This is a genomic window from Streptomyces sp. NPDC051018 (assembly GCF_044456085.1).
GTDB lineage: Bacteria > Actinomycetota > Actinomycetes > Streptomycetales > Streptomycetaceae > Streptomyces.
In genome coordinates, this window is the sequence record NZ_JBITFN010000038.1 from 12,704 (window position 1) to 30,976 (window position 18,273).

Below are 18,273 nucleotides of genomic sequence, written 5' to 3' on the forward strand. Positions count from 1 at the left end.
CGGCTCGGCCCACGGGAGCCGGCCGCGCTTCCGTCCGCCCGTCGGACCCGGCTTCCGCGCCCCCACACCGGCATGCCCGGAAGCCGGTGCGGTCATGCTCGTGACCGACTTCAGTACGGACTCGGTGGCCGTACGCGACCGGTTCGCCCGGTTCGAGGCGACGGCCGACAGCTGGTATCTGCCCAACCACTTCCGCAGCGACCGTGCGGACGACTTCCGGGCCAGGATGCGGGGGCTGTTCCTGGGCGACCTCACGGTCTCGGTACTCACCTGCTCCCAGCTGGAAGTCAGCAGGACCCCCAAACTCATCCGGCGCGAGGACCCGGAGGTCTACCAGTTCCATTACGTGCCCCAGGGCCTGGGCGTCCTGGCGCAGGCCGGGCGTGAGGCACGGCTGCGCGGCGGCCGTCTGGTGATCACGGACAGCTCCACCCCGTACCACGGGCGGATCAGGGGCGAGCAGGCCATCCCCTGCTCGATCGTCGTCCATGTCCCCCGCCGGAGCCTGCCGCTGCCCCGACGGTCCGTCCAGCGCGTGCTCGCCGTCCCCCTCCCCGTGGACCGGGGCGTGGGCGCGCTGTACGCGCGTTGGCTCGCCGACCTCAACGCCCGCGCCCATGAGTTCACCCCCGCCGACGCCCCCTCCCTGGCCGATGCCACCACCGGGCTGCTCAGCTCCCTGCTCAGCCGTGTCCTGGACACCGGCCGGCCCCCGTCCCCGGAGGCCCGCAAGGGCGCGCTGTGGATCGAGATCCGCGACTTCATCCACCGCCACCTCGACGACCCGTCCCTCACCCCGGCCGCCGTCGCCGGCGCCCACGGCATCTCCGTACGCCATCTGCACGACCTGTTCGCGGCCCAGAACACCACCCCGGCCGGCTGGATCCGCCACCGCCGCCTGGAACGCTGCCGCCACGACCTCGCCGACCCGGGGCTCGCCGGCCGCCCCATCCAGACCATCGGCGCACGCTGGGGCTTCCCGGACCCGGCCCACTTCAGCAGAACCTTCCGCACGGCGTACGGCATGGCACCGCGCGACTACCGGCACATGGCCCTGCGTGACGTACGCATGCGCAAACAGCCGACAAGTGTGCAGGGAAATCCAATGACTCTCTGAGCGTCCAAGGGCAGGGTCGGAAGCCGGAAATCCGGATTCCGGTACCCATCCGAAGCGGCTTCCCCCCGGAGGCCGCCGAGTCGACGAGTTGAGAGGACACCGGACCACGATGCGACGGCACAACCGCGACCATACGAACATCAAGCGCAGCCTTGCCGCTTTGACGGGCGCCGTGACGATGCTGCTCGCCCTGGGGGCACCCCAGGTGAGCGCGGCACCCCAGGGCTTCACCGCCCAGGCCCGGGCGGCGGGCCTGACCAGCGCCGAGGCCACCGCCCTCCAGGCCAAGGTCGACCGCTACCTGACGAAGACGGGCGGCACACAGATCTCGCCCAATACGATCGACCTGGGCAACGAGTCCACGCTGAGGGTCACGGTCCCCGGCGAGAAGCACCCTCGCAACCTTCCGGGCACAAGGACCGCCTCGAACCCCCACTGCCACTCGTACGGGGCGAGCAGCGGGTACTTCTGCGCCTACTCCGGAACCAACTTCACAGGCGACGCGATCGACATGCACACCTGCTCCGTGCATTACGGAATGCCCTGGTCGAGCACCGGTTCATGGGACAACCACCAGCGCCACGCCCGGATAGCGCGGGCCATGTCGGGAAACACGGTCATCTGGACCACTGATCCGGCCCGCAGCAAGGGTTACACCGAGTACTGGCGGCCGGTCGACTTCATCAAGCTCTGCTGACCGTACCCACGCTCTCTGAACAGCCCTGCGGGGGCGCACGGTGATCCGTGCGCCCCCGCAGTCCATCCACGACACTCAGGTCGTCGTCGTACGCCTGCGCCGCCCACCCGGCCTGCGCTCGCTCGGCCGGGCCACATGCTCGCCCGCCTCCACGGCGGCGGCCCGCCGGGACGCGCCGAACTCCGCCAGCGCCTCCGCGAGCCGGTGCACGGACGGCTCCGGGGACAGGACGTCCACGCGCAGCCCGTGCTCCTCCGCCGTCTTGGCGGTGGCGGGGCCGATACACGCGATCACGGTCACGTTGTGCGGCTTGCCGGCGATACCGACCAGGTTCCGCACGGTGGACGACGAGGTGAAGAGCACGGCGTCGAAGCCACCGCCCTTGATCGCCTCACGGGTCTCGGCCGGCGGCGGCGACGCGCGCACGGTCCGGTAGGCCGTGACGTCGTCCACCTCCCAGCCCAGCTCGATCAGCCCCGCGACCAGCGTCTCGGTCGCGATGTCGGCACGCGGCAGGAACACCCGGTCGATCGGGTCGAAGACGGGGTCGTACGGCGGCCAGTCCTCCAGCAGCCCGGCCGCCGACTGCTCACCGCTCGGTACGAGATCGGGCTTGACCCCGAAGTCGACCAGGGCGGCGGCGGTCTGCTCGCCCACCGCGGCGACCTTGATCCCGGCGAAGGCGCGGGCGTCGAGCCCGTACTCCTCGAACTTCTCCCGGACCGCCTTGACGGCGTTGACGGAGGTGAAGGCGATCCACTCGTACCGCCCGGTGACGAGGCCCTTGACCGCGCGCTCCATCTGCTGCGGGGTGCGCGGCGGTTCGACGGCGATCGTCGGGACCTCGTGCGGTACGGCGCCGTACGACCGGAGCTGGTCGGAGAGCGAGGCGGCCTGCTCCTTGGTCCGCGGTACGAGGACCTTCCAGCCGAACAGCGGCTTGGACTCGAACCAGGCGAGCTGGTCCCGCTGCGCGGCGGCACTGCGCTCACCGACCACGGCTATCACCGGACGGTGTCCCTCCGGCGACGGCAGCACCTTCGTCTGCTTGAAGGTCTGCGCGATCGTGCCGAGGGTCGCCGTCCAGGTGCGCTGCCGGGTCGTCGTCCCGGCGACCGTGACGGTGAGCGGGGTGTCCGGCTTGCGGCCCGCCGACACCAGCTCGCCCGCCGCCGAGGCGACCGCGTCCAGCGTGGTGGAGACGACCACGGTGCAGTCGCTCGCGCCGACCTCGGTCCAGCAGCGGTCGCTGGCGGAGTGCGCGTCCACGAACCGTACGTCCGCGCCCTGCGCGTCCCGCAGCGGCACACCGGCGTACGCGGGCACGCCCACCGCGGTGGCGATACCCGGTACGACCTCGAAGGTGATGCCCTCGGTCGCGCACGCGAGCATCTCCTGCCCCGCGTCGGCGTCCAGCCCCGGGTCGCCCGTCACCGCACGGACGACCCGCTTACCGTTGCGTGCTGCCTCCATGACAAGATTGACGGCATCCCTGAGTACGGGGATTCCGGCGGCTGTTGACGCATCGTCAACAATCGTCAGTTCAGGCGTGCTGACGCTCGCCCGCGCGTGGCCGCGTACGACTTCGAGCACATCCGGCTCGGCGATCAGTACATCGGCTCCCGCGAGTGCTTCGACGGCGCGCAAGGTCAGCAGTCCGGGGTCGCCGGGTCCGGCGCCGAGGAAAGTGACGTGCCCGTGTGCCGAGAACGCCGAGGACGGGTTGGTGGTGGGGCTCAATGTGCTCGCTCCCCCATAAGACCGGCCGCACCCTTGGCGAGCATCTCGGACGCGAGTTCGCGACCGAGCGCGATGGCGTCGCCGTGCGACGTGGGTACGGGACCGGTGGTGGACAGCTGCACCAGCGTGGAGCCGTCGGTCGTGCCGACGACGCCCCGCAGGCGCATTTCGGTGAATGCCCGGCCGTCACCCAACAGGTCGGCCAGCGCCCCCACGGGTGCGCTGCAGCCGGCCTCCAGGGCGGCGAGCAGGGAACGCTCGGCCGTGACGGCGGCCCGGGTCTCCGGGTCGTCGAGCCGTGCGAGCAGGGCGGCGAGTTCCGCGTCGTCCGCGGTGCACTCGATCGCCAGGGCCCCCTGGCCGGGGGCGGGCAGCACGAAGTCGACCGACAGGAAGTCGGTCACCTCGTCACTTCTTCCGGAGCGGTTGAGTCCGGCCGCGGCGAGTACCACCGCGTCCAGCTCTCCGCTGTGGACGTATCCGATCCGGGTGTCGATGTTGCCGCGGATCGGCACGGTCTCTATGCGGGTGTGGTGCGCACGGGCGTACGCGTTCAGCTGCGCCGTCCGGCGCGGCGAACCGGTCCCGACGCGGGCGCCGTCGGGCAGCCGGTCGAAGGTCAGCCCGTCCCGCGCCACCAGCACGTCCCGCGGGTCCTCGCGCGGCGGCACGGCCGCGAGGAGGAGCTCGTCGGGCTGGGTGGTGGGAAGGTCCTTCAGCGAGTGAACCGCGAAGTCCACCTCACCCGCGGCGAGCGCCTCACGCAGCGCGGCCACGAAGACGCCGGTGCCGCCGATCTGCGCGAGATGCTCGCGGGAGGTGTCGCCGTACGTCGTGATCTCGACCAGCTCGACGGGACGGCCGGTCAACTGGCGCACCGCCTGAGCAACTTGCCCCGACTGGGCCATGGCGAGTCTGCTCCGCCTGGTCCCGAGTCTCAGTGCCCTCTCGGTCATACTCGCCCTCGGTTCTTGACGTCTGCGTCATTCATGTCGGCCCGGCTGACGGAGGCGACCGTCTCCGGGTCGAGGTCGAAGAGTGTTCGCAGCGCGTCCGCGTACCCGGCGCCACCGGGCTCGCTCGCGAGCTGCTTCACCCGCACGGTCGGCGCGTGCAGCAGCTTGTCGACGACACGCCGAACGGTCTGGTTGATCTCGGCCCGCTGCTTCTCGTCGAGCCCGGTGAGCCGCCCTTCGAGGCGCGCGATCTCGCCCGCGACCACATCCGCCGCCATCGTCCGCAGGGCGACAACGGTGGGTGTGATGTGCGCGGCGCGCTGCGCTGCCCCGAATGCGGCCACCTCGTCCGAGACGATGCGACGCACCTGATCCACGTCGGCGGCCATGGGCGCGTCGGCCGAAGCCTCCGCGAGGGACTCGATATCGACCAGCCGCACCCCCGGAATCCGGTGAACGGCATGATCGACGTCCCGCGGCATGGCAAGATCAAGTAGCCCCAACCGCACGGCCCCGCCGCGCCGTTCGCCGTTCGCCACCCCTCGAACGGCCGATCCGGTGTTCTCCGCCCAGACCCCGTGCTGCGCAAAGGCGTCCACGGCCTCCCGCGCACCGAGCCCGACGGGACAACTTCCATCGCCCTCACCGACGTCCGCGCCCGCGGGCACCACCGCGCCGGCGGTCCCTCCGCCGGCCGGAGCGGCACCGGCGCGCCCGCCGTCCGCCGAACCGGAACCGGTCCTCGCGGCGGCCGGAGCCGTGCCGTCCACCGCGCCGGAAGCGCCCTCGGCGGAGCCCGGCGCCGCGCGGTCCGGGACACGGCCGTCACGCGCGGCCGTCGCGGCGAGCCGCGCGACCAGGCTGCCGTCGGGCGCGCGCAGGAAGTCCTGCGGACCGGCGGACGGGGATACGGGCGGCGGGGGGACCTCGCCCGGGACGGCCAGGGCCTCGGCGACCGCGTCCGCGGTCAGCACGAGTCCGGTCGCGCCGGTACAGGACACCACCGCGTCGGCACGTGTCAGCTCCTGCGGCACCTCGCCCATGGAGACCACCCGGACGCTCACCCCGCCGGACTCGGCGAGCACCGACGCCAGGCGCTCGGCCCGCTCGGGCGTCCGGTTGGCGATGACGAGTTCGCGTACGCCGAGCCGCGCGAGCGTCGTCGCGGCCAGGGAGGACATCGAGCCCGCCCCGATCACGAGCACGCGCTTGTGCGCGGCCCACTCGGCGGTGTCCGTGCCGTCCGCGAGCTGTTCGAGCCCGAAGGTCACGAGCGACTGCCCGGCCCGGTCGATCCCGGTCTCGCTGTGGGCGCGCTTGCCGACCCGCAGGGACTGCTGGAAGAGATCGTTGATCAGACGCCCGGCCGTGTGCAGTTCCTGGCCGCGCGCGAGCGCGTCCTTGATCTGCCCGAGGATCTGGCCCTCGCCGACGACCATGGAGTCCAGCCCGCACGCCACCGAGAAGAGGTGGTGGACGGCCCGGTCCTCGTAGTGCACGTACAGATAGGGGGTCAGCTCCTCCAGGCCCACCCCGCTGTGCTGCGCAAGCAGGGTGGACAGCTCCGCCACACCCGCGTGGAACTTCTCGACGTCCGCGTACAGCTCGATGCGGTTGCAGGTGGCGAGCACCGTCGCCTCGGCGGCGGGCTCCACGGCCAGCGTGTCCTGGAGGAGCTTGGCCTGCGCGTCCGAGGAGAGCGAGGCCCGCTCCAGCACGCTGACCGGCGCGCTGCGATGACTCAGTCCGACGACCAGAAGACTCATGCCGGCATCACGGCGGGCATGTCCCCGTCAGGTCCCTTCCGGGCCTCGGTCTCCGGCGCCCCGGAGCCCGTCACGGCCCCGTCACCGGCGGCCGCGGCCGCACTCGCGGCGGCGGCGTCCACGACCGCCGCGGCGCCGCCCGTCCGCACCTCGCCGCCCGTCTCCGCCTCGGCCTCCTCGCCCGCCTTGCGCTGCTCGTGGAACGCGAGGATCTGAAGCTCGATCGAGAGGTCGACCTTGCGTACGTCCACGCCGTCCGGCACGGACAGCACCGTGGGCGCGAAGTTCAGAATGGAGGTCACGCCCGCCGCGACGAGCCGCTCGCAGACCTGCTGCGCGGCGCCGGCCGGGGTCGCGATGACACCGATCGACACACCGTTGTCGCTGATGATCTTCTCCAGCTCATCGGTGTGCTGGACCGGAATCCCCGCGACCGGCTTTCCGGCCATCGACGGGTCCGCGTCGATCAGGGCGGCCACCCGGAAACCACGGGAGGCGAAGCCGCCGTAGTTCGCGAGGGCGGCGCCGAGGTTACCGATACCGACGATCACCACGGGCCAGTCCTGCGTGAGTCCCAGTTCGCGCGAGATCTGGTAGACGAGGTACTCCACGTCGTAGCCGACGCCCCGCGTCCCGTACGAGCCGAGATACGAGAAGTCCTTGCGCAGCTTCGCGGAATTGACCCCCGCCGCCGCCGCCAGTTCTTCGGATGAGACTGTGGGCACGGAACGCTCGGACAGAGCGGTCAGCGCCCGCAGATACAGCGGAAGCCGGGCGACGGTGGCCTCGGGGATTCCTCGGCTACGGGTCGCCGGTCGGTGATTTCGGCCAGTTGCCACGGTGCTCCTGCGGGATGAGCGAGGCTCTAGGCGGCCGTGTGTCCCAAGACCGCCCCGTCGAATGCAGGCTATGTCTTTGTGAACGCGTGCACAAAGATGGTGTCCGTTTTGTCCGAGCAAAGTGATCGGGGTCACGCGTTTTGATCGCGTAAACCTGGAACCGGGAGCCGAGTCGACCCGTTGCAGACCCGAAGGGGGCAAAACCGTACACACTCCTCACGCATACGCCCCCGAGATCGCTCTACTGTGCCTTGTTTCGCCTGCGCCCGATAGAGCCATGACAAGCCGAACGCTCGGTCGCCCCACCAGGATCCACCGCCCCTTCCGTCACACGCCCCCCGCCTGTCGCTTGTGAACGGACACACCAGCCCCGCTCCCGCTCGCGCACACCCCTGCCACCAGCGGAGAAGGCCCGTCCCGGGTGACGACCACCGCTGAGGACAGCCAGGGGCGGCGAGCCGACGGCAGACCGGAGTCCCGGCCGGGGAACGGAGTCCCGGCGGCCGAACCTGAGTCCCGCCGCAGGCCCGGGGCCCTGCGACGGAGCCGACGGCAGGCCGCGCAGTCGGACGGCCGAACCTGAGTCCCGACGGCAGCCCCGGGCCCGTCCTACGCCTTCAGCGCGCGCCGCAGCCTGTCCGCGTCGACACGCCAGAAGGTGTGCTGCTCCCCGTCGACCAGTACCACCGGAATCTGCTCCCAGTACTCGCGGTGCAGCGCCTCGTCCCGGGTGATGTCCTTCTCCTCCCAGGACGCGCCCGTCTCACCGCACACCTCCTCGATCACGGCCCGCGCGTCGTCGCACAGATGGCACCCCGGCTTCCCGATCAGCGTCACGACACGCTCACCGGCCTTCTTCTTCGTACGCCGCAGCAGTGGACTCATGGCTCCATTCTCCGCCGTGCCGCACCGCCCGGCCCCCTCCCCCCGACACACCGGCCGTGAGACGGAGCCCACAGCCCTGAGCACGGGGAACGCCCCCGGACTCCGGGCGCAAGGGGGCGGTCCCCCAGAGTTCACGACGCCGTATCCCACCAGGCCCGGAACTCCCGAACAGACTGGCTATGCTCGCGGTATGGCCGCACTGGGATGGCTCACCCCCCGTAGACGCTCCGCCACCGCGCGGAGCGTGCTCGCAGGCGAGGCGGCAGCCGAGGCCGCGCGCAAGGCGAGCCGTGAGACCGACACGACCGAGGCGCGGGCACCCGAGAAGGAGGAGTCCGGCGCACCGGACTTCCCCGTCGCGGGCGATCGGCACGCCGCCGCCTTCTTCGATCTCGACAACACCGTGATGCAGGGCGCCGCGATCTTCCACTTCGGCCGGGGCCTGTACAAACGTAAATTCTTCCAGCGCCGCGAGCTGGCCCGGTTCGCCTGGCAGCAGACCTGGTTCCGGCTGGCCGGCGTCGAGGACCCGGACCATATGCAGGACGTACGCGAGTCCGCCCTGTCCATCGTCAAGGGCCACCGCGTCTCCGAGCTGATGAGCATCGGCGAGGAGATCTACGACGAGTACATGGCCGACCGCATCTGGCCCGGCACCCGGGCGCTCGCCCAGGCCCACCTCGACGCGGGCCAGAAGGTCTGGCTGGTCACCGCGGCCCCCGTGGAGACCGCCACCATCATCGCCCGCCGTCTCGGCCTGACCGGCGCCCTCGGCACCGTGGCCGAATCGGTCGACGGCGTCTACACCGGCAAACTCGTCGGCGAGCCGCTGCACGGCCCCGCGAAGGCCGAGGCGGTGCGCGCGCTCGCCGCCGCCGAGGGCCTCGATCTGTCCCGCTGCGCCGCCTACAGCGATTCGCACAACGACATTCCGATGCTGTCGCTCGTAGGACATCCATACGCGATCAATCCCGACACCAAGCTGCGCAAACACGCGCGCGAACGCGAGTGGCGGCTGCGTGACTACCGGACCGGCCGCAAGGCCGCCAAGGTGGGCATCCCGGCGGCCGCCGGAGTGGGCGCCATCGCGGGCGGTACGGCCGCTGCCGTGGCCCTCCACCGGCGCCGCCGCTGACCGCCCGGTCCTTCCCCGCCGCCGCCCGGAGTCCCGCGCCCGGCCGCGCCGACGACCACTCCCCGGGACCCCACCGGTCGCGGTCGCGAAGCAAAACGAACACACTTCCGCTTCCCCGCTCTCCGCGCGAGCGAACACGAACGTTTTCGATCAACTAGTGCTCACATTGCGCTACGTGATCCGTCGTCCAGGGGTAACAGAAGCGACGGAAACGATGATTTGAGCAACTGGGTGTAGCACCGCCTGTACGAAGCGTTATTCTCCTCAGACGCATACGGGATCCCACCCCAGTCGTCATGACGGGTGATCCGTCCCGCACTGCACGTGATGGAAGCTCTGCCTCTGGGAGTCCCGTGTACCCACACGTCGGGGTTGACGCCTCGGGCCTGGCTACGCTCCGCGCTGCGGTCCTCGACCACCTGCGCGGTTTCGTCCCCACCGCGTACGCCGTCCCGGCCCTCGCCATGCCCCGCCTCGCCACCAGCGGTCCCGCCGCCCCCTGCTACGCCCTGGCCGACGGCCGCGCGGCCGTCGGCAGACGCAGCAGCCGGGGCGGCTCCGGCGCCCCGACCGCCGGGTCCCCGCCGGCGGCACCGTCGACCGTCCGCCGCCCGAGCGCCGACAGCGACAGCGCCCGCATGATGGAACTGGTCGAACGCGCCCAGGCCGGCGAGGCCGAGGCCTTCGGCCGGCTCTACGACCAGTACAGCGACACCGTCTACCGCTATATCTACTACCGGGTGGGCGGAAAGGCGACGGCGGAGGACCTCACCAGTGAGACCTTCCTGCGCGCCCTGCGCCGTATCTCCACCTTCACCTGGCAGGGCCGCGACTTCGGGGCCTGGCTGGTCACCATCGCCCGCAATCTGGTCGCCGACCACTTCAAGTCCAGCCGCTTCCGGCTGGAGGTGACCACCGGCGAGATGCTCGACGCGAACGAGGTCGAGCGCAGCCCGGAGGACTCCGTCCTGGAGTCCCTGTCGAACGCCGCACTGCTCGAAGCCGTGCGGAAGCTCAACCCCCAGCAGCAGGAGTGCGTGACGCTGCGCTTCCTGCAAGGGCTGTCGGTCGCCGAGACCGCCAGGGTGATGGGCAAGAACGAGGGTGCGATCAAGACCCTCCAGTACCGTGCCGTACGCACCCTCGCGCGCCTTCTGCCCGACGACGCCCGCTGATGCCGTGACCGGAGAAGTCCACCGGTCCCGGGACCTTTCCGGCCACCGCACCAGTCCCCCGCTGCCACCCCCCGAAATCCGCCCCGATCCCAACTCACAATCGGTGACGCCTCGATGACGCACTGGTCCGATCATCTTTCGCGCGTAACCCAAGTGCCGCGCCGCTCGTTGTGCGGGATGCAGGCTCCCTGTGGTCACGCCATGCCCGCAACCGCTCACTCGATCGTGTGGACGCGAGCAAGGCGTGCAACCTTCCAGACCCTCAGGGGAGTCGATTGTCATGACGAGAGGAGGTGCCGCCAGTGATCGCGAACGTTTCGGCGCACCGGCGGGCGAACGCCTTCGCCCAGGCCCTGGAAGATCAGGCGGCCGCACAGCCCGATGATTCGGCCGAACCGGCCGGACAGGGACTGCTGTTGGCTCTGGCGTCCGGTCTCGGCGAGCTGCCGAAACCGGAACTGGACCCCGAGGTCAAAGTGGTGCAGCGAGCCCAGCTCGTCGCCGCCATGGAAGCCATGTTCCAGGAAGGCACGGCCGCGGGGAGCGCGCCCTCGGGCCCTACGGTGCCCGAGCAGCGGCAGCGGACAGCCGGCCGCGGCGCCCATCGGGCATCCCCGCTGCGGAAATTGCGACCGCGTTCCCGCTGGTCCAAGGGGCTCGCGGCCGGCGGTCTGACCGTCGGTGTCGCCGCGGGCGCCTTCGGCGGGGTGGCCGCTGCCAGTTCCGACGCCCTGCCCGGTGACACGCTGTACGGGCTCAAGCGCGGGATGGAGGACATCCGCCTCGGCATGACCGACGGCGAGAGCGACCGCGGCGAGCTGTACCTCGACCAGGCGTCCACCCGCCTCAGCGAGGCCCGGCGCCTCATGGAGCGCGGCCGGGCGGGCGACATGGACCACGAGTCGCTGGGCGAGGTGCGGCGCGCGCTCAACGGTATGCGCCACGACGCCTCGGAAGGCCACCGCCTCCTCCACGAGGCGTACAAGCGGGACGGCTCACTGGGCCCCATCCAGAAGCTGACCTCGTTCTCCCGCTCCCACCGGGACGCGTGGAACGGCCTCCGGGACCGGCTGCCCGTCCAACTGGCCGACGTGGGCAACGAGGTGAACGACGTCTTCGACGCCATAGACCAGGAAGTCGGCCCCCTCCAGTCACTGCTGCCCACCCCGCCCGAGCAGGGCGGCCGTGACACCCAGCGGCCCGGCACCACCTCCCAGGACTCCGGCAGTACGCCTTCCACGGACGGCCGCACCACCCCCTCGGCCCCCGACAGCACCACGCCGCGCCCCGGCCCCGACGGCAAACCCCGTCCGTCGAACACCGGCTCCGGCACGGTCAAGGAGGACGGCCTCCTGGGCGGCGGAGGCGGGCTGTTCGACCCGCCGACGAAGAACACGACCCCGGCGGCCCCGGGCCAGGACCCGGTCGTCCCGGAGCCGGACATCACCATTCCGCCGCTGCTCCCGGGGCTTCTGCCGGGACTGGGCCTCAGCGCGGAGGACGACAGCTGATCAACGGCTGATCGTCGGCTGTACCGGGCGCACCGGCCTCAGCCGCAACAAGGGAGGGACTGAACGAATTCAGTCCCTCCCTTCTCCGTCTACGGTTCCCGGGGCCGGCCTCGAAGCCCGCCCCGGCGGACAGATCGCCCGTACCCGCCTCCGCGGTCACCGGCTCCGCCCGCCCCGCCGAGTGGCTCGCCGGCAGGCTCAGAAGAACACCGACCGGCGCTGCACCAGCAGCTTGTACAGCGTGTGCTGAATCTGCTCCCGTACCTGATCCGTCAGATTGAACATCAGCATCGGATCCTCCGCCGCCTCCGGCGGATACCCGTCCGTCGCGATCGGCTCCCCGAACTGAATCGTCCACTTCGTCGGCAGCGGCACCGCGCCCAGCGGCCCCAGCCAGGGAAATGTCGGAGTGATCGGGAAGTACGGAATCCCCAGCACCCGCGCCAGCGTCTTCGCGTTGCCGATCATCGGATAGATCTCCTCGGCGCCGACGATCGAGCACGGCACGATCGGCACCCCCGCCCGCAGCGCCGTCGAGACAAACCCGCCCCGCCCGAACCGCTGCAGCTTGTACCGCTCGCCGAACGGCTTCCCGATGCCCTTGAAGCCCTCCGGCATCACCCCGACGACCTCACCGCGCCGCAGCAGCCGCTCCGCGTCCTCCGCGCACGCCAGTGTGTGCCCGGCCTTGCGGGCCAGCTCGTTCACCACCGGCAGGACGAAGACGAGATCCGCCGCCAGGAGCCGCAGATGCCGCCCCGCCGGATGCCGGTCGTGGACGGCGACCTGCAACATCAGCCCGTCGAGCGGCAGAGTGCCGGAGTGGTTGGCCACCACCAGCGCCCCGCCGTCGGCGGGAATGTTCTCGATGCCCTTCACCTCGACCCTGAAGTACTTCTCGTACAGCGGCCGGACCATCGACATCAGAACCTGGTCGGTCAGCTCCTTGTCGTAGCCGAACTCATCGACCTCGTAGTCTCCGGTGATCCGGCGCCGCAGAAACGCCAGCCCGCCCGCGATCCGCCGGTCCCAGCCGCCATCCCCCGGTCCGGAGTCCCCTCCAGCCGGTACGGAGTCCCCGTCCGCCGCCCGGGCCTCCGCCGGCCGTGCGCCCTCCGGCGCGTCCGGGAGGGGCCGGCGGCCCGTCACGGGGTCGGAGGCGGGAGCGGGCCCGGGTACGGACGGCTGGCCGCCCCCGGCCCCCGGCAGCGGGCTCACGGGAGCCTCCCCCGCCACCGGGGGATCACCCCGCCGCCCGCTCCCGGACAGCCCGGTGGAGCGCCGCCGCCCCGGGCGCTGCGCGCCTGAGCGCGAACGGTCTTCGTCGAAGGGAATGACCTTGGCGTCCGCCATCGTCGGCTGCGCTCCTTATCCGGCGTCGCTCTGAGTCGTACGGGTCGCGGCAGCCTCCGGGACGGCCTCACCGACCCCCAGGGCCTCCCCCACCCGGTCCACCGCCCGGGTCAGGCTCTCCGGCGGCAGCAGCCCCGGCCCCCGGCTGCGGGCGAAGTCCGCGAAGGTCTCCGCGGTGGTGTACTTCGGCCGGAACCCCAGTGTCTCCCGCATCTGTACGGTGCTGACGACCCGCCCGTGCGTCAGCAACCTGATCTGCTCGGGCGAGAAGTCCGTGACACCCACCGTACGCAGCGCGGAGCCCACCCAGGTGACCGCGGGCAGCAGTACGGGCAGCGTGGGCCTCCCCAGCCGCCGTGAGCACTGCGAGAGCAGCAGCACGCCCTCGCCGGCGATATTGAACGTGCCGCTGTTGAGCGTTCCGCGCCGGGGCTCGTGCAGGGCGATCCTCAGGACATCGATCACATCGTCCTCATGGACAAACTGCAGCCTCGGGTCGTAGCCGAACACCGTCGGCATCACCGGCAGCGAGAAGAACTCGGCCAGCGGGGAGTCCGCGCACGGCCCGAGGATGTTCGCGAACCGCAGGACGCACACGGCGACATCCGGCCTGCGCCGCGCGAACCCGCGGACGTACCCCTCCACCTCGACGGCGTCCTTCGCGAAGCCACCGCTCGGCAGCGACCTGGGTGGGGTGGTCTCGGTGAAGACGGCGGGATCGCGGGGCGCGGAGCCGTACACACTCGTACTGGACTTGATCACCAGCCGGCTGACGGTGGGCGATTTCTGGCACGCGCCGAGGAGCTGCATCGTGCCGATGACATTGGTCTCCTTGACGGCCGTACGGCCCCCGGCGCCCAGCGGCGTACCGGTGACGTCGAGATGGACGACCGTGTCGACGGCGTGCTCCGCCAGCACCCGCCCTATCGCGGGCTGGCGGATGTCGGCGCGTACGAACTCGGCACCGCCGAGATGGTGCTCGGGCCCCACCGCGTCGACACCGATCACCCGGTCCACCTCGGGATCGCGCTGGATACGCCGTACGAGACGGCCTCCGAGTTGCCGGGCCACTCCGGTGACGAGCACGACCTTCCCCAAGATCAGCGCCTTCCCTCAGTTCCACGAGCCGCCGACATGGGTGTCCAGGGGCTCAAACGTCACCGTAGCGGCTCGTTGTTGCGCTGTGATGACCAAGCGGCTCACTTTTGCCGCGCCGTGTCCACCCCGCCCGGGAGGATCACCCGCAAGGCCATGCGCAGGTCACCCGGCGGACGCACCGCAAACGCACCGCGGCCCTCCCACCGGCAGGGTGGAAGGGCCGCGGCGACACGTACAGCTGTCGTCTGTGCCTACTTCTTGTTACGACGCTGAACGCGGGTGCGCTTGAGCAGCTTGCGGTGCTTCTTCTTCGCCATCCGCTTGCGCCGCTTCTTGATAACAGAGCCCACGACTACCCTCGCTCACTTCTCTTCACTCGGTGCGGGGCGTCTGGGCCCACACGACCTACGTCGGCCCAGCCTACCCGCCTGCGAGTGGAGGTTGTAATCCGAGGGCAGCCGCCCGGGTCGCGCTACGCCGATTCGACCCCCACGAAGGACTCGCGGAGATATTCGTGAACCGCTTGCTCCGGTACCCGGAAGGACCTCCCCACCCGGATCGCCGGCAGATGACCGCTGTGCACCAAGCGGTACACAGTCATCTTCGACACCCGCATCACCGAGGCGACTTCCGCCACGGTAAGGAACTTGACCTCGTTAAGAGGCCTCTCGCTGCCAGCAGCCATGACCCACCTGTACCTTCCGCACATGACGCACACCGGCTTCCCCTCCGGTGACTCTTCGTCTCTGTGCGCTCACTCCCAGAGTAGGGGCGGGTGGTGCGAGTGGGGAAGAGGAGCAGCCATCGGCCGCCTACTGTGACAGACAGGCTCGTTTGAGTACATAGCGCGTCAGCGGCCGGTAGTAATCGGACCGCACGGCGTCATCAAGCGGAACGGCGACCGCGACCCTGCCCTCGGCCTCGCCGACGAACAGCGCAGGGTCGTCCGTATCGGCCAGCCCGATGGCCTCCATACCCAGCTGACCTGCCCCGCAGACCCACCCGTGGTCCCCCACGACCAGGTCCGGAAGGGGCCCGTAACCCTCCGCCAGAACGCCCAGAGCGACCCGAACCGGGAGGGGGGAATGGGTGTGTGCGCCGGTCTCACTGCCCGCGCTCCGTGCGCCTCCTTCCCGCATCAGCGCGACTCCCCGTACGTAGTCGAGGTTGTACGTGCGTACGCCGAACCGGGTCGTTATGTCGACACATCTGCCCTGCGCGGGTGTGAGAACGAGGCACCCGGCCGCCGACAAAGCGTCTGCCAGCCCGGCGTAGAACGCGAGCAGCCGGTGCGGATGCCCGGTTCCCAGGAGTACGGCGCCGCGCCGCGCGGCCACCTCCCCGAGCCGCTCCGCGAACGCGTCGAGACCGCTCAACGTCCGCTCGGGATCGATGACATCGGGTCCGGCCACATGTCCGGGATCGGCGGAAACCCCGCACTTCTCCGCCATCAGGGCGATCAAGTCCCGCTCGGTCCAGTCCCCTTCGGGATCGAGGCCGAGGGTGACCCGGGGATCCCGCGCCGCGAAGAGCCGATAGCTGCGCAGACTCTCCTCCCGCGCGGTCGCCACCACCCCCGCGAGCCGCCCCGCCAACAGATGCGCCCGCACCGCTCCACGACTCAGCACCCTCCGATGCTGCCGCACCCCGCCGGCGGATCCCCCGGGATTCCCGAAGACACCCCACGATCGGCGCAACTCCCGCGCCCACGACCAGCGGACCGTTCACCGGCGCGGCCGGCGGATCCGGGAAGCAGGCCGGAAGCACGCCCGGGAGGCAAACCGGGTCAACGCAGGGGCCGCGCGAACCCGCCCCGCACGGCCGGACCCGCCACGCCGGAGAACGCCTGGACCGAGCGCCGACGCCTTCCAGGGCCACCAGCAGGCCGACGGGACCCCGGGCGAACTCAACCACCGCCCGGAGCCTCCCGGGCCCTGAGAACGGAGCCCAGCCTCAGGAGACGGCCACGGCACCACCACGCCCACCCCCTACGCCAGCAACCCCCGTACCGGGAACACCGCCCGCCTCGTCGCCCGCACCGCCTGATCCAGCCGGTCCGCCGGGTCGTACCCCTCGCCCCACTCCCGCCACACCGGCGCCCGCCCGTCCGTCATCCGCCTCGGTCCGGGCTGCCGTGTCCGCGCGTACACCTCGTCACGCCAGTCCTGCGGGATCATGGACTCCGGATCCACGGGCGCATGCGCGGCGATCCCCACGAGATGGGTCCACGACCGGGGTACGACATCCACCACCGCGTAACCCCCTCCGCCCAACGCGATCCACCGTCCGTCCTCGGCGTACTCGTGCGCGAGCGCGTGGCACGCCTCCTGCACCAGCCGCTGCGCGTCCAGCGACACCGCCAGATGCGCCAGCGGATCCTCGAAATGCGTATCGGCCCCGTGCTGTGTCACGAGCACCTGCGGCCGGAAGTCCGCCAGCAGCTCGGGCACCACCGCGTGGAACGCCCGCAGCCACCCTTCGTCACCCGTCCCCGCGGGCAGCGCCACATTGACGGCACTGCCCTCCGCCGCCCCGGCCGCCCCGGTCTCCTCGGGCCATCCGGTCCCGGGAAAGAGCATCCGGGGATGCTCGTGCAGCGAGATCGTCAGCACCCGTGGGTCGTCCCAGAACGCCGCCTGGACCCCGTCCCCGTGATGGACGTCCACATCGACGTACGCGACCCGCTCCGCCCCCAGCTCCAGCAGCCGCGCGATCGCCAGGGACGCGTCGTTGTAGATACAGAACCCGGCCGCCGAGCCCGGCATCGCGTGATGCAGTCCCCCCGCGAAGTTCACCGCGTGCCCGGCGTCCCCTCGCCACACCGCCTCGGCGGCTCCGACCGACTGCCCGGCGATCAGCGCCGACGCCTCGTGCATCCCGCTGAAGGCGGGATCGTCCATCGTGCCGAGCCCGTACGCCTGATCCGCGCTCCGGGGATCCGCCGACGCCGCCCGTACGGCCGCCAGATAGTCCTCGCGGTGGACGAGCCGGAGGGTGGAGTCGCCGGCCGGCTTCGCGGATACGACGTCCATCGCGCGGTCCAGCCCGTACGCCCGCACCAACCCCATGGTCAGCGCGAGACGGACCGGATCCATCGGATGGCTGTCCCCGAAGTCGTACGTCGTTACCGCCTCGTCCCACATCAACAACCCGCGGCCGCTCATGGACGCCACCGTATCCGCCCCGCTCCACCGGGAACGACCGGGCATACCGCAAGTCCCCCGCCTCGCGAATCCCGTCAGATCAGCAGCGCGGGCAGCTCCGGCATCGCCCCGAAAAACCCCGTCGCCCCGGCAAGCTTCGCGGCCGGGGTCATCGCCGTATACCCGTACACGTCCATCCCGGCCGCCACCGCGGCCCGCACCCCGAGCACGCTGTCCTCGACGACGGCACACCGCTCTGGCGCGACCTCCATCCGCTCGGCCGCGTACAGAAACAGATCCGGCTCCGGCTTGCCCCGCCCCACGTCCTGCGCGCTGAAAACGATCTCGCGGTGGAACCAGCGGTCCAGCCCGGTCCTGTGATGCCCCACCCTGATCCGCTCATGACTCCCGGAGGACGCGACACAGTACGGCACCTGAGCGGCCACCAGCTTCTCCAGCACCTCGGTCACCCCGCCGACCACCTCCAACTCCCGCTCGAACGCGGCGAAGGTCCGCGCATGCAGCGTCTCGTCGAAGTCCTCCGGCAGCCGCCGGCCCGTCCTCTCCAGCACCAGATCGTGTACGCGATGCACAGCGGCCCCCATATAGTCCCGCAGCGAATCCTCGTACGAGGTGGGGTGCCCCAGCTCCGTCAGATACCCGGCCAGGATGGCGTTGGCGACCGGCTCGCTGTCGACGAGAACACCATCGTTGTCAAAAATGACAAGGTCATACTTCATGGCCTCAGCCTAAGAACCCCTCACCGGCCCTATAACGCAAAAATGCCGTGGTTCCCGGACTCGTACGAGTCCGGGAACCACGGCGAATAATTGTTCGGCGGTGTCCTACTCTCCCACA

At 70.8% G+C, this 18,273-nt stretch carries 17 protein-coding genes; 5 read left to right on the forward strand and 12 right to left on the reverse strand.

The genetic code is table 11. The features are described 5' to 3' along the window. The first annotated feature begins 94 nt into the window (after nucleotides 1-94). Entirely contained in the window at nucleotides 95-1,117 is a 1,023-nt protein-coding gene (locus ACIBCM_RS34695; RefSeq protein ID WP_399250349.1) for a helix-turn-helix domain-containing protein, read from the forward strand. 109 nt (nucleotides 1,118-1,226) lie between these two features. Then, entirely contained in the window at nucleotides 1,227-1,814 is a 588-nt protein-coding gene (locus ACIBCM_RS34700; protein ID WP_399250351.1) for a peptidase inhibitor family I36 protein, read from the forward strand. Nucleotides 1,815-1,889: 75 nt separating this feature from the next. Here ACIBCM_RS34700 and ACIBCM_RS34705 read toward each other — a convergent pair whose 3' ends face one another. The 5 genes from ACIBCM_RS34705 to ACIBCM_RS34725 form a co-directional block, all read right to left on the reverse strand. Continuing rightward, the gene (locus ACIBCM_RS34705) at nucleotides 1,890-3,554 is read right to left on the reverse strand and encodes a uroporphyrinogen-III synthase (RefSeq protein WP_399250353.1); all 1,665 of its coding nucleotides are present in this window, start codon (nucleotides 3,552-3,554) and stop codon (nucleotides 1,890-1,892) included. Next, the gene (gene hemC / locus ACIBCM_RS34710) at nucleotides 3,551-4,510 is read right to left on the reverse strand and encodes a hydroxymethylbilane synthase (RefSeq protein ID WP_399250355.1); all 960 of its coding nucleotides are present in this window, start codon (nucleotides 4,508-4,510) and stop codon (nucleotides 3,551-3,553) included. Before hemC ends, ACIBCM_RS34705 begins: the two co-directional genes overlap by 4 nt. Then, nucleotides 4,507-6,276: a glutamyl-tRNA reductase gene (locus ACIBCM_RS34715; protein WP_399250357.1), complete on the reverse strand. Its 1,770-nt coding sequence runs from the start codon at nucleotides 6,274-6,276 to the stop codon at nucleotides 4,507-4,509. The genes hemC and ACIBCM_RS34715 overlap by 4 nt, the downstream gene beginning before the upstream one ends. Further along, on the reverse strand, nucleotides 6,273-7,115 hold the full coding sequence (locus ACIBCM_RS34720; protein ID WP_399250359.1) for a redox-sensing transcriptional repressor Rex: 843 nt from the start codon (nucleotides 7,113-7,115) through the stop codon (nucleotides 6,273-6,275). Before ACIBCM_RS34720 ends, ACIBCM_RS34715 begins: the two co-directional genes overlap by 4 nt. Before the next feature lie 609 nt (nucleotides 7,116-7,724). Beyond that, on the reverse strand, nucleotides 7,725-8,000 hold the full coding sequence (locus ACIBCM_RS34725) for a glutaredoxin family protein (RefSeq protein WP_399250361.1): 276 nt from the start codon (nucleotides 7,998-8,000) through the stop codon (nucleotides 7,725-7,727). A 190-nt stretch (nucleotides 8,001-8,190) separates the two neighbouring features. Between ACIBCM_RS34725 and ACIBCM_RS34730 the strand changes: the two genes are divergently transcribed. The 3 genes from ACIBCM_RS34730 (at nucleotide 8,191) to ACIBCM_RS34740 (ending at nucleotide 11,821) form a co-directional block, all read left to right on the forward strand. Continuing rightward, nucleotides 8,191-9,135 (forward strand): HAD family hydrolase, encoded by a 945-nt coding sequence (locus ACIBCM_RS34730; protein WP_399250363.1) that lies wholly within the window; start codon nucleotides 8,191-8,193, stop codon nucleotides 9,133-9,135. Nucleotides 9,136-9,488: 353 nt separating this feature from the next. After that, the gene (locus ACIBCM_RS34735; protein WP_399250365.1) at nucleotides 9,489-10,310 is read left to right on the forward strand and encodes an ECF subfamily RNA polymerase sigma factor, BldN family; all 822 of its coding nucleotides are present in this window, start codon (nucleotides 9,489-9,491) and stop codon (nucleotides 10,308-10,310) included. A gap of 302 nt (nucleotides 10,311-10,612) precedes the next feature. Beyond that, on the forward strand, nucleotides 10,613-11,821 hold the full coding sequence (locus ACIBCM_RS34740; RefSeq protein ID WP_399250367.1) for a DUF5667 domain-containing protein: 1,209 nt from the start codon (nucleotides 10,613-10,615) through the stop codon (nucleotides 11,819-11,821). A 198-nt stretch (nucleotides 11,822-12,019) separates the two neighbouring features. Here the strand turns inward: ACIBCM_RS34740 and ACIBCM_RS34745 are convergent, their stop codons facing one another. The 7 genes from ACIBCM_RS34745 to ACIBCM_RS34775 all read right to left on the reverse strand — a co-directional run bounded on the left by ACIBCM_RS34745 (nucleotide 12,020) and on the right by ACIBCM_RS34775 (nucleotide 18,155). Then, nucleotides 12,020-13,174, reverse strand: coding sequence for a 1-acyl-sn-glycerol-3-phosphate acyltransferase (locus ACIBCM_RS34745; RefSeq protein ID WP_399250369.1), 1,155 nt, complete (start codon nucleotides 13,172-13,174; stop codon nucleotides 12,020-12,022). 15 nt (nucleotides 13,175-13,189) lie between these two features. Next, on the reverse strand, nucleotides 13,190-14,272 hold the full coding sequence (locus ACIBCM_RS34750; protein ID WP_399250371.1) for an NAD-dependent epimerase/dehydratase family protein: 1,083 nt from the start codon (nucleotides 14,270-14,272) through the stop codon (nucleotides 13,190-13,192). Nucleotides 14,273-14,523: 251 nt separating this feature from the next. Continuing rightward, on the reverse strand, nucleotides 14,524-14,622 hold the full coding sequence (locus ACIBCM_RS34755) for a 30S ribosomal protein bS22 (protein ID WP_003948845.1): 99 nt from the start codon (nucleotides 14,620-14,622) through the stop codon (nucleotides 14,524-14,526). Nucleotides 14,623-14,744: 122 nt separating this feature from the next. Then, the gene (locus ACIBCM_RS34760) at nucleotides 14,745-14,957 is read right to left on the reverse strand and encodes a helix-turn-helix domain-containing protein (RefSeq protein ID WP_014046653.1); all 213 of its coding nucleotides are present in this window, start codon (nucleotides 14,955-14,957) and stop codon (nucleotides 14,745-14,747) included. Nucleotides 14,958-15,084: 127 nt separating this feature from the next. After that, nucleotides 15,085-15,900, reverse strand: coding sequence for a phosphatase (locus ACIBCM_RS34765; RefSeq protein WP_399250372.1), 816 nt, complete (start codon nucleotides 15,898-15,900; stop codon nucleotides 15,085-15,087). Between the two features lie 360 nt (nucleotides 15,901-16,260). Further along, the gene (locus tag ACIBCM_RS34770; protein WP_399250374.1) at nucleotides 16,261-17,436 is read right to left on the reverse strand and encodes an acetoin utilization protein AcuC; all 1,176 of its coding nucleotides are present in this window, start codon (nucleotides 17,434-17,436) and stop codon (nucleotides 16,261-16,263) included. Between the two features lie 74 nt (nucleotides 17,437-17,510). Then, entirely contained in the window at nucleotides 17,511-18,155 is a 645-nt protein-coding gene (locus tag ACIBCM_RS34775) for an HAD family hydrolase (protein WP_399250376.1), read from the reverse strand. Nucleotides 18,156-18,273: the final 118 nt, after the last annotated feature.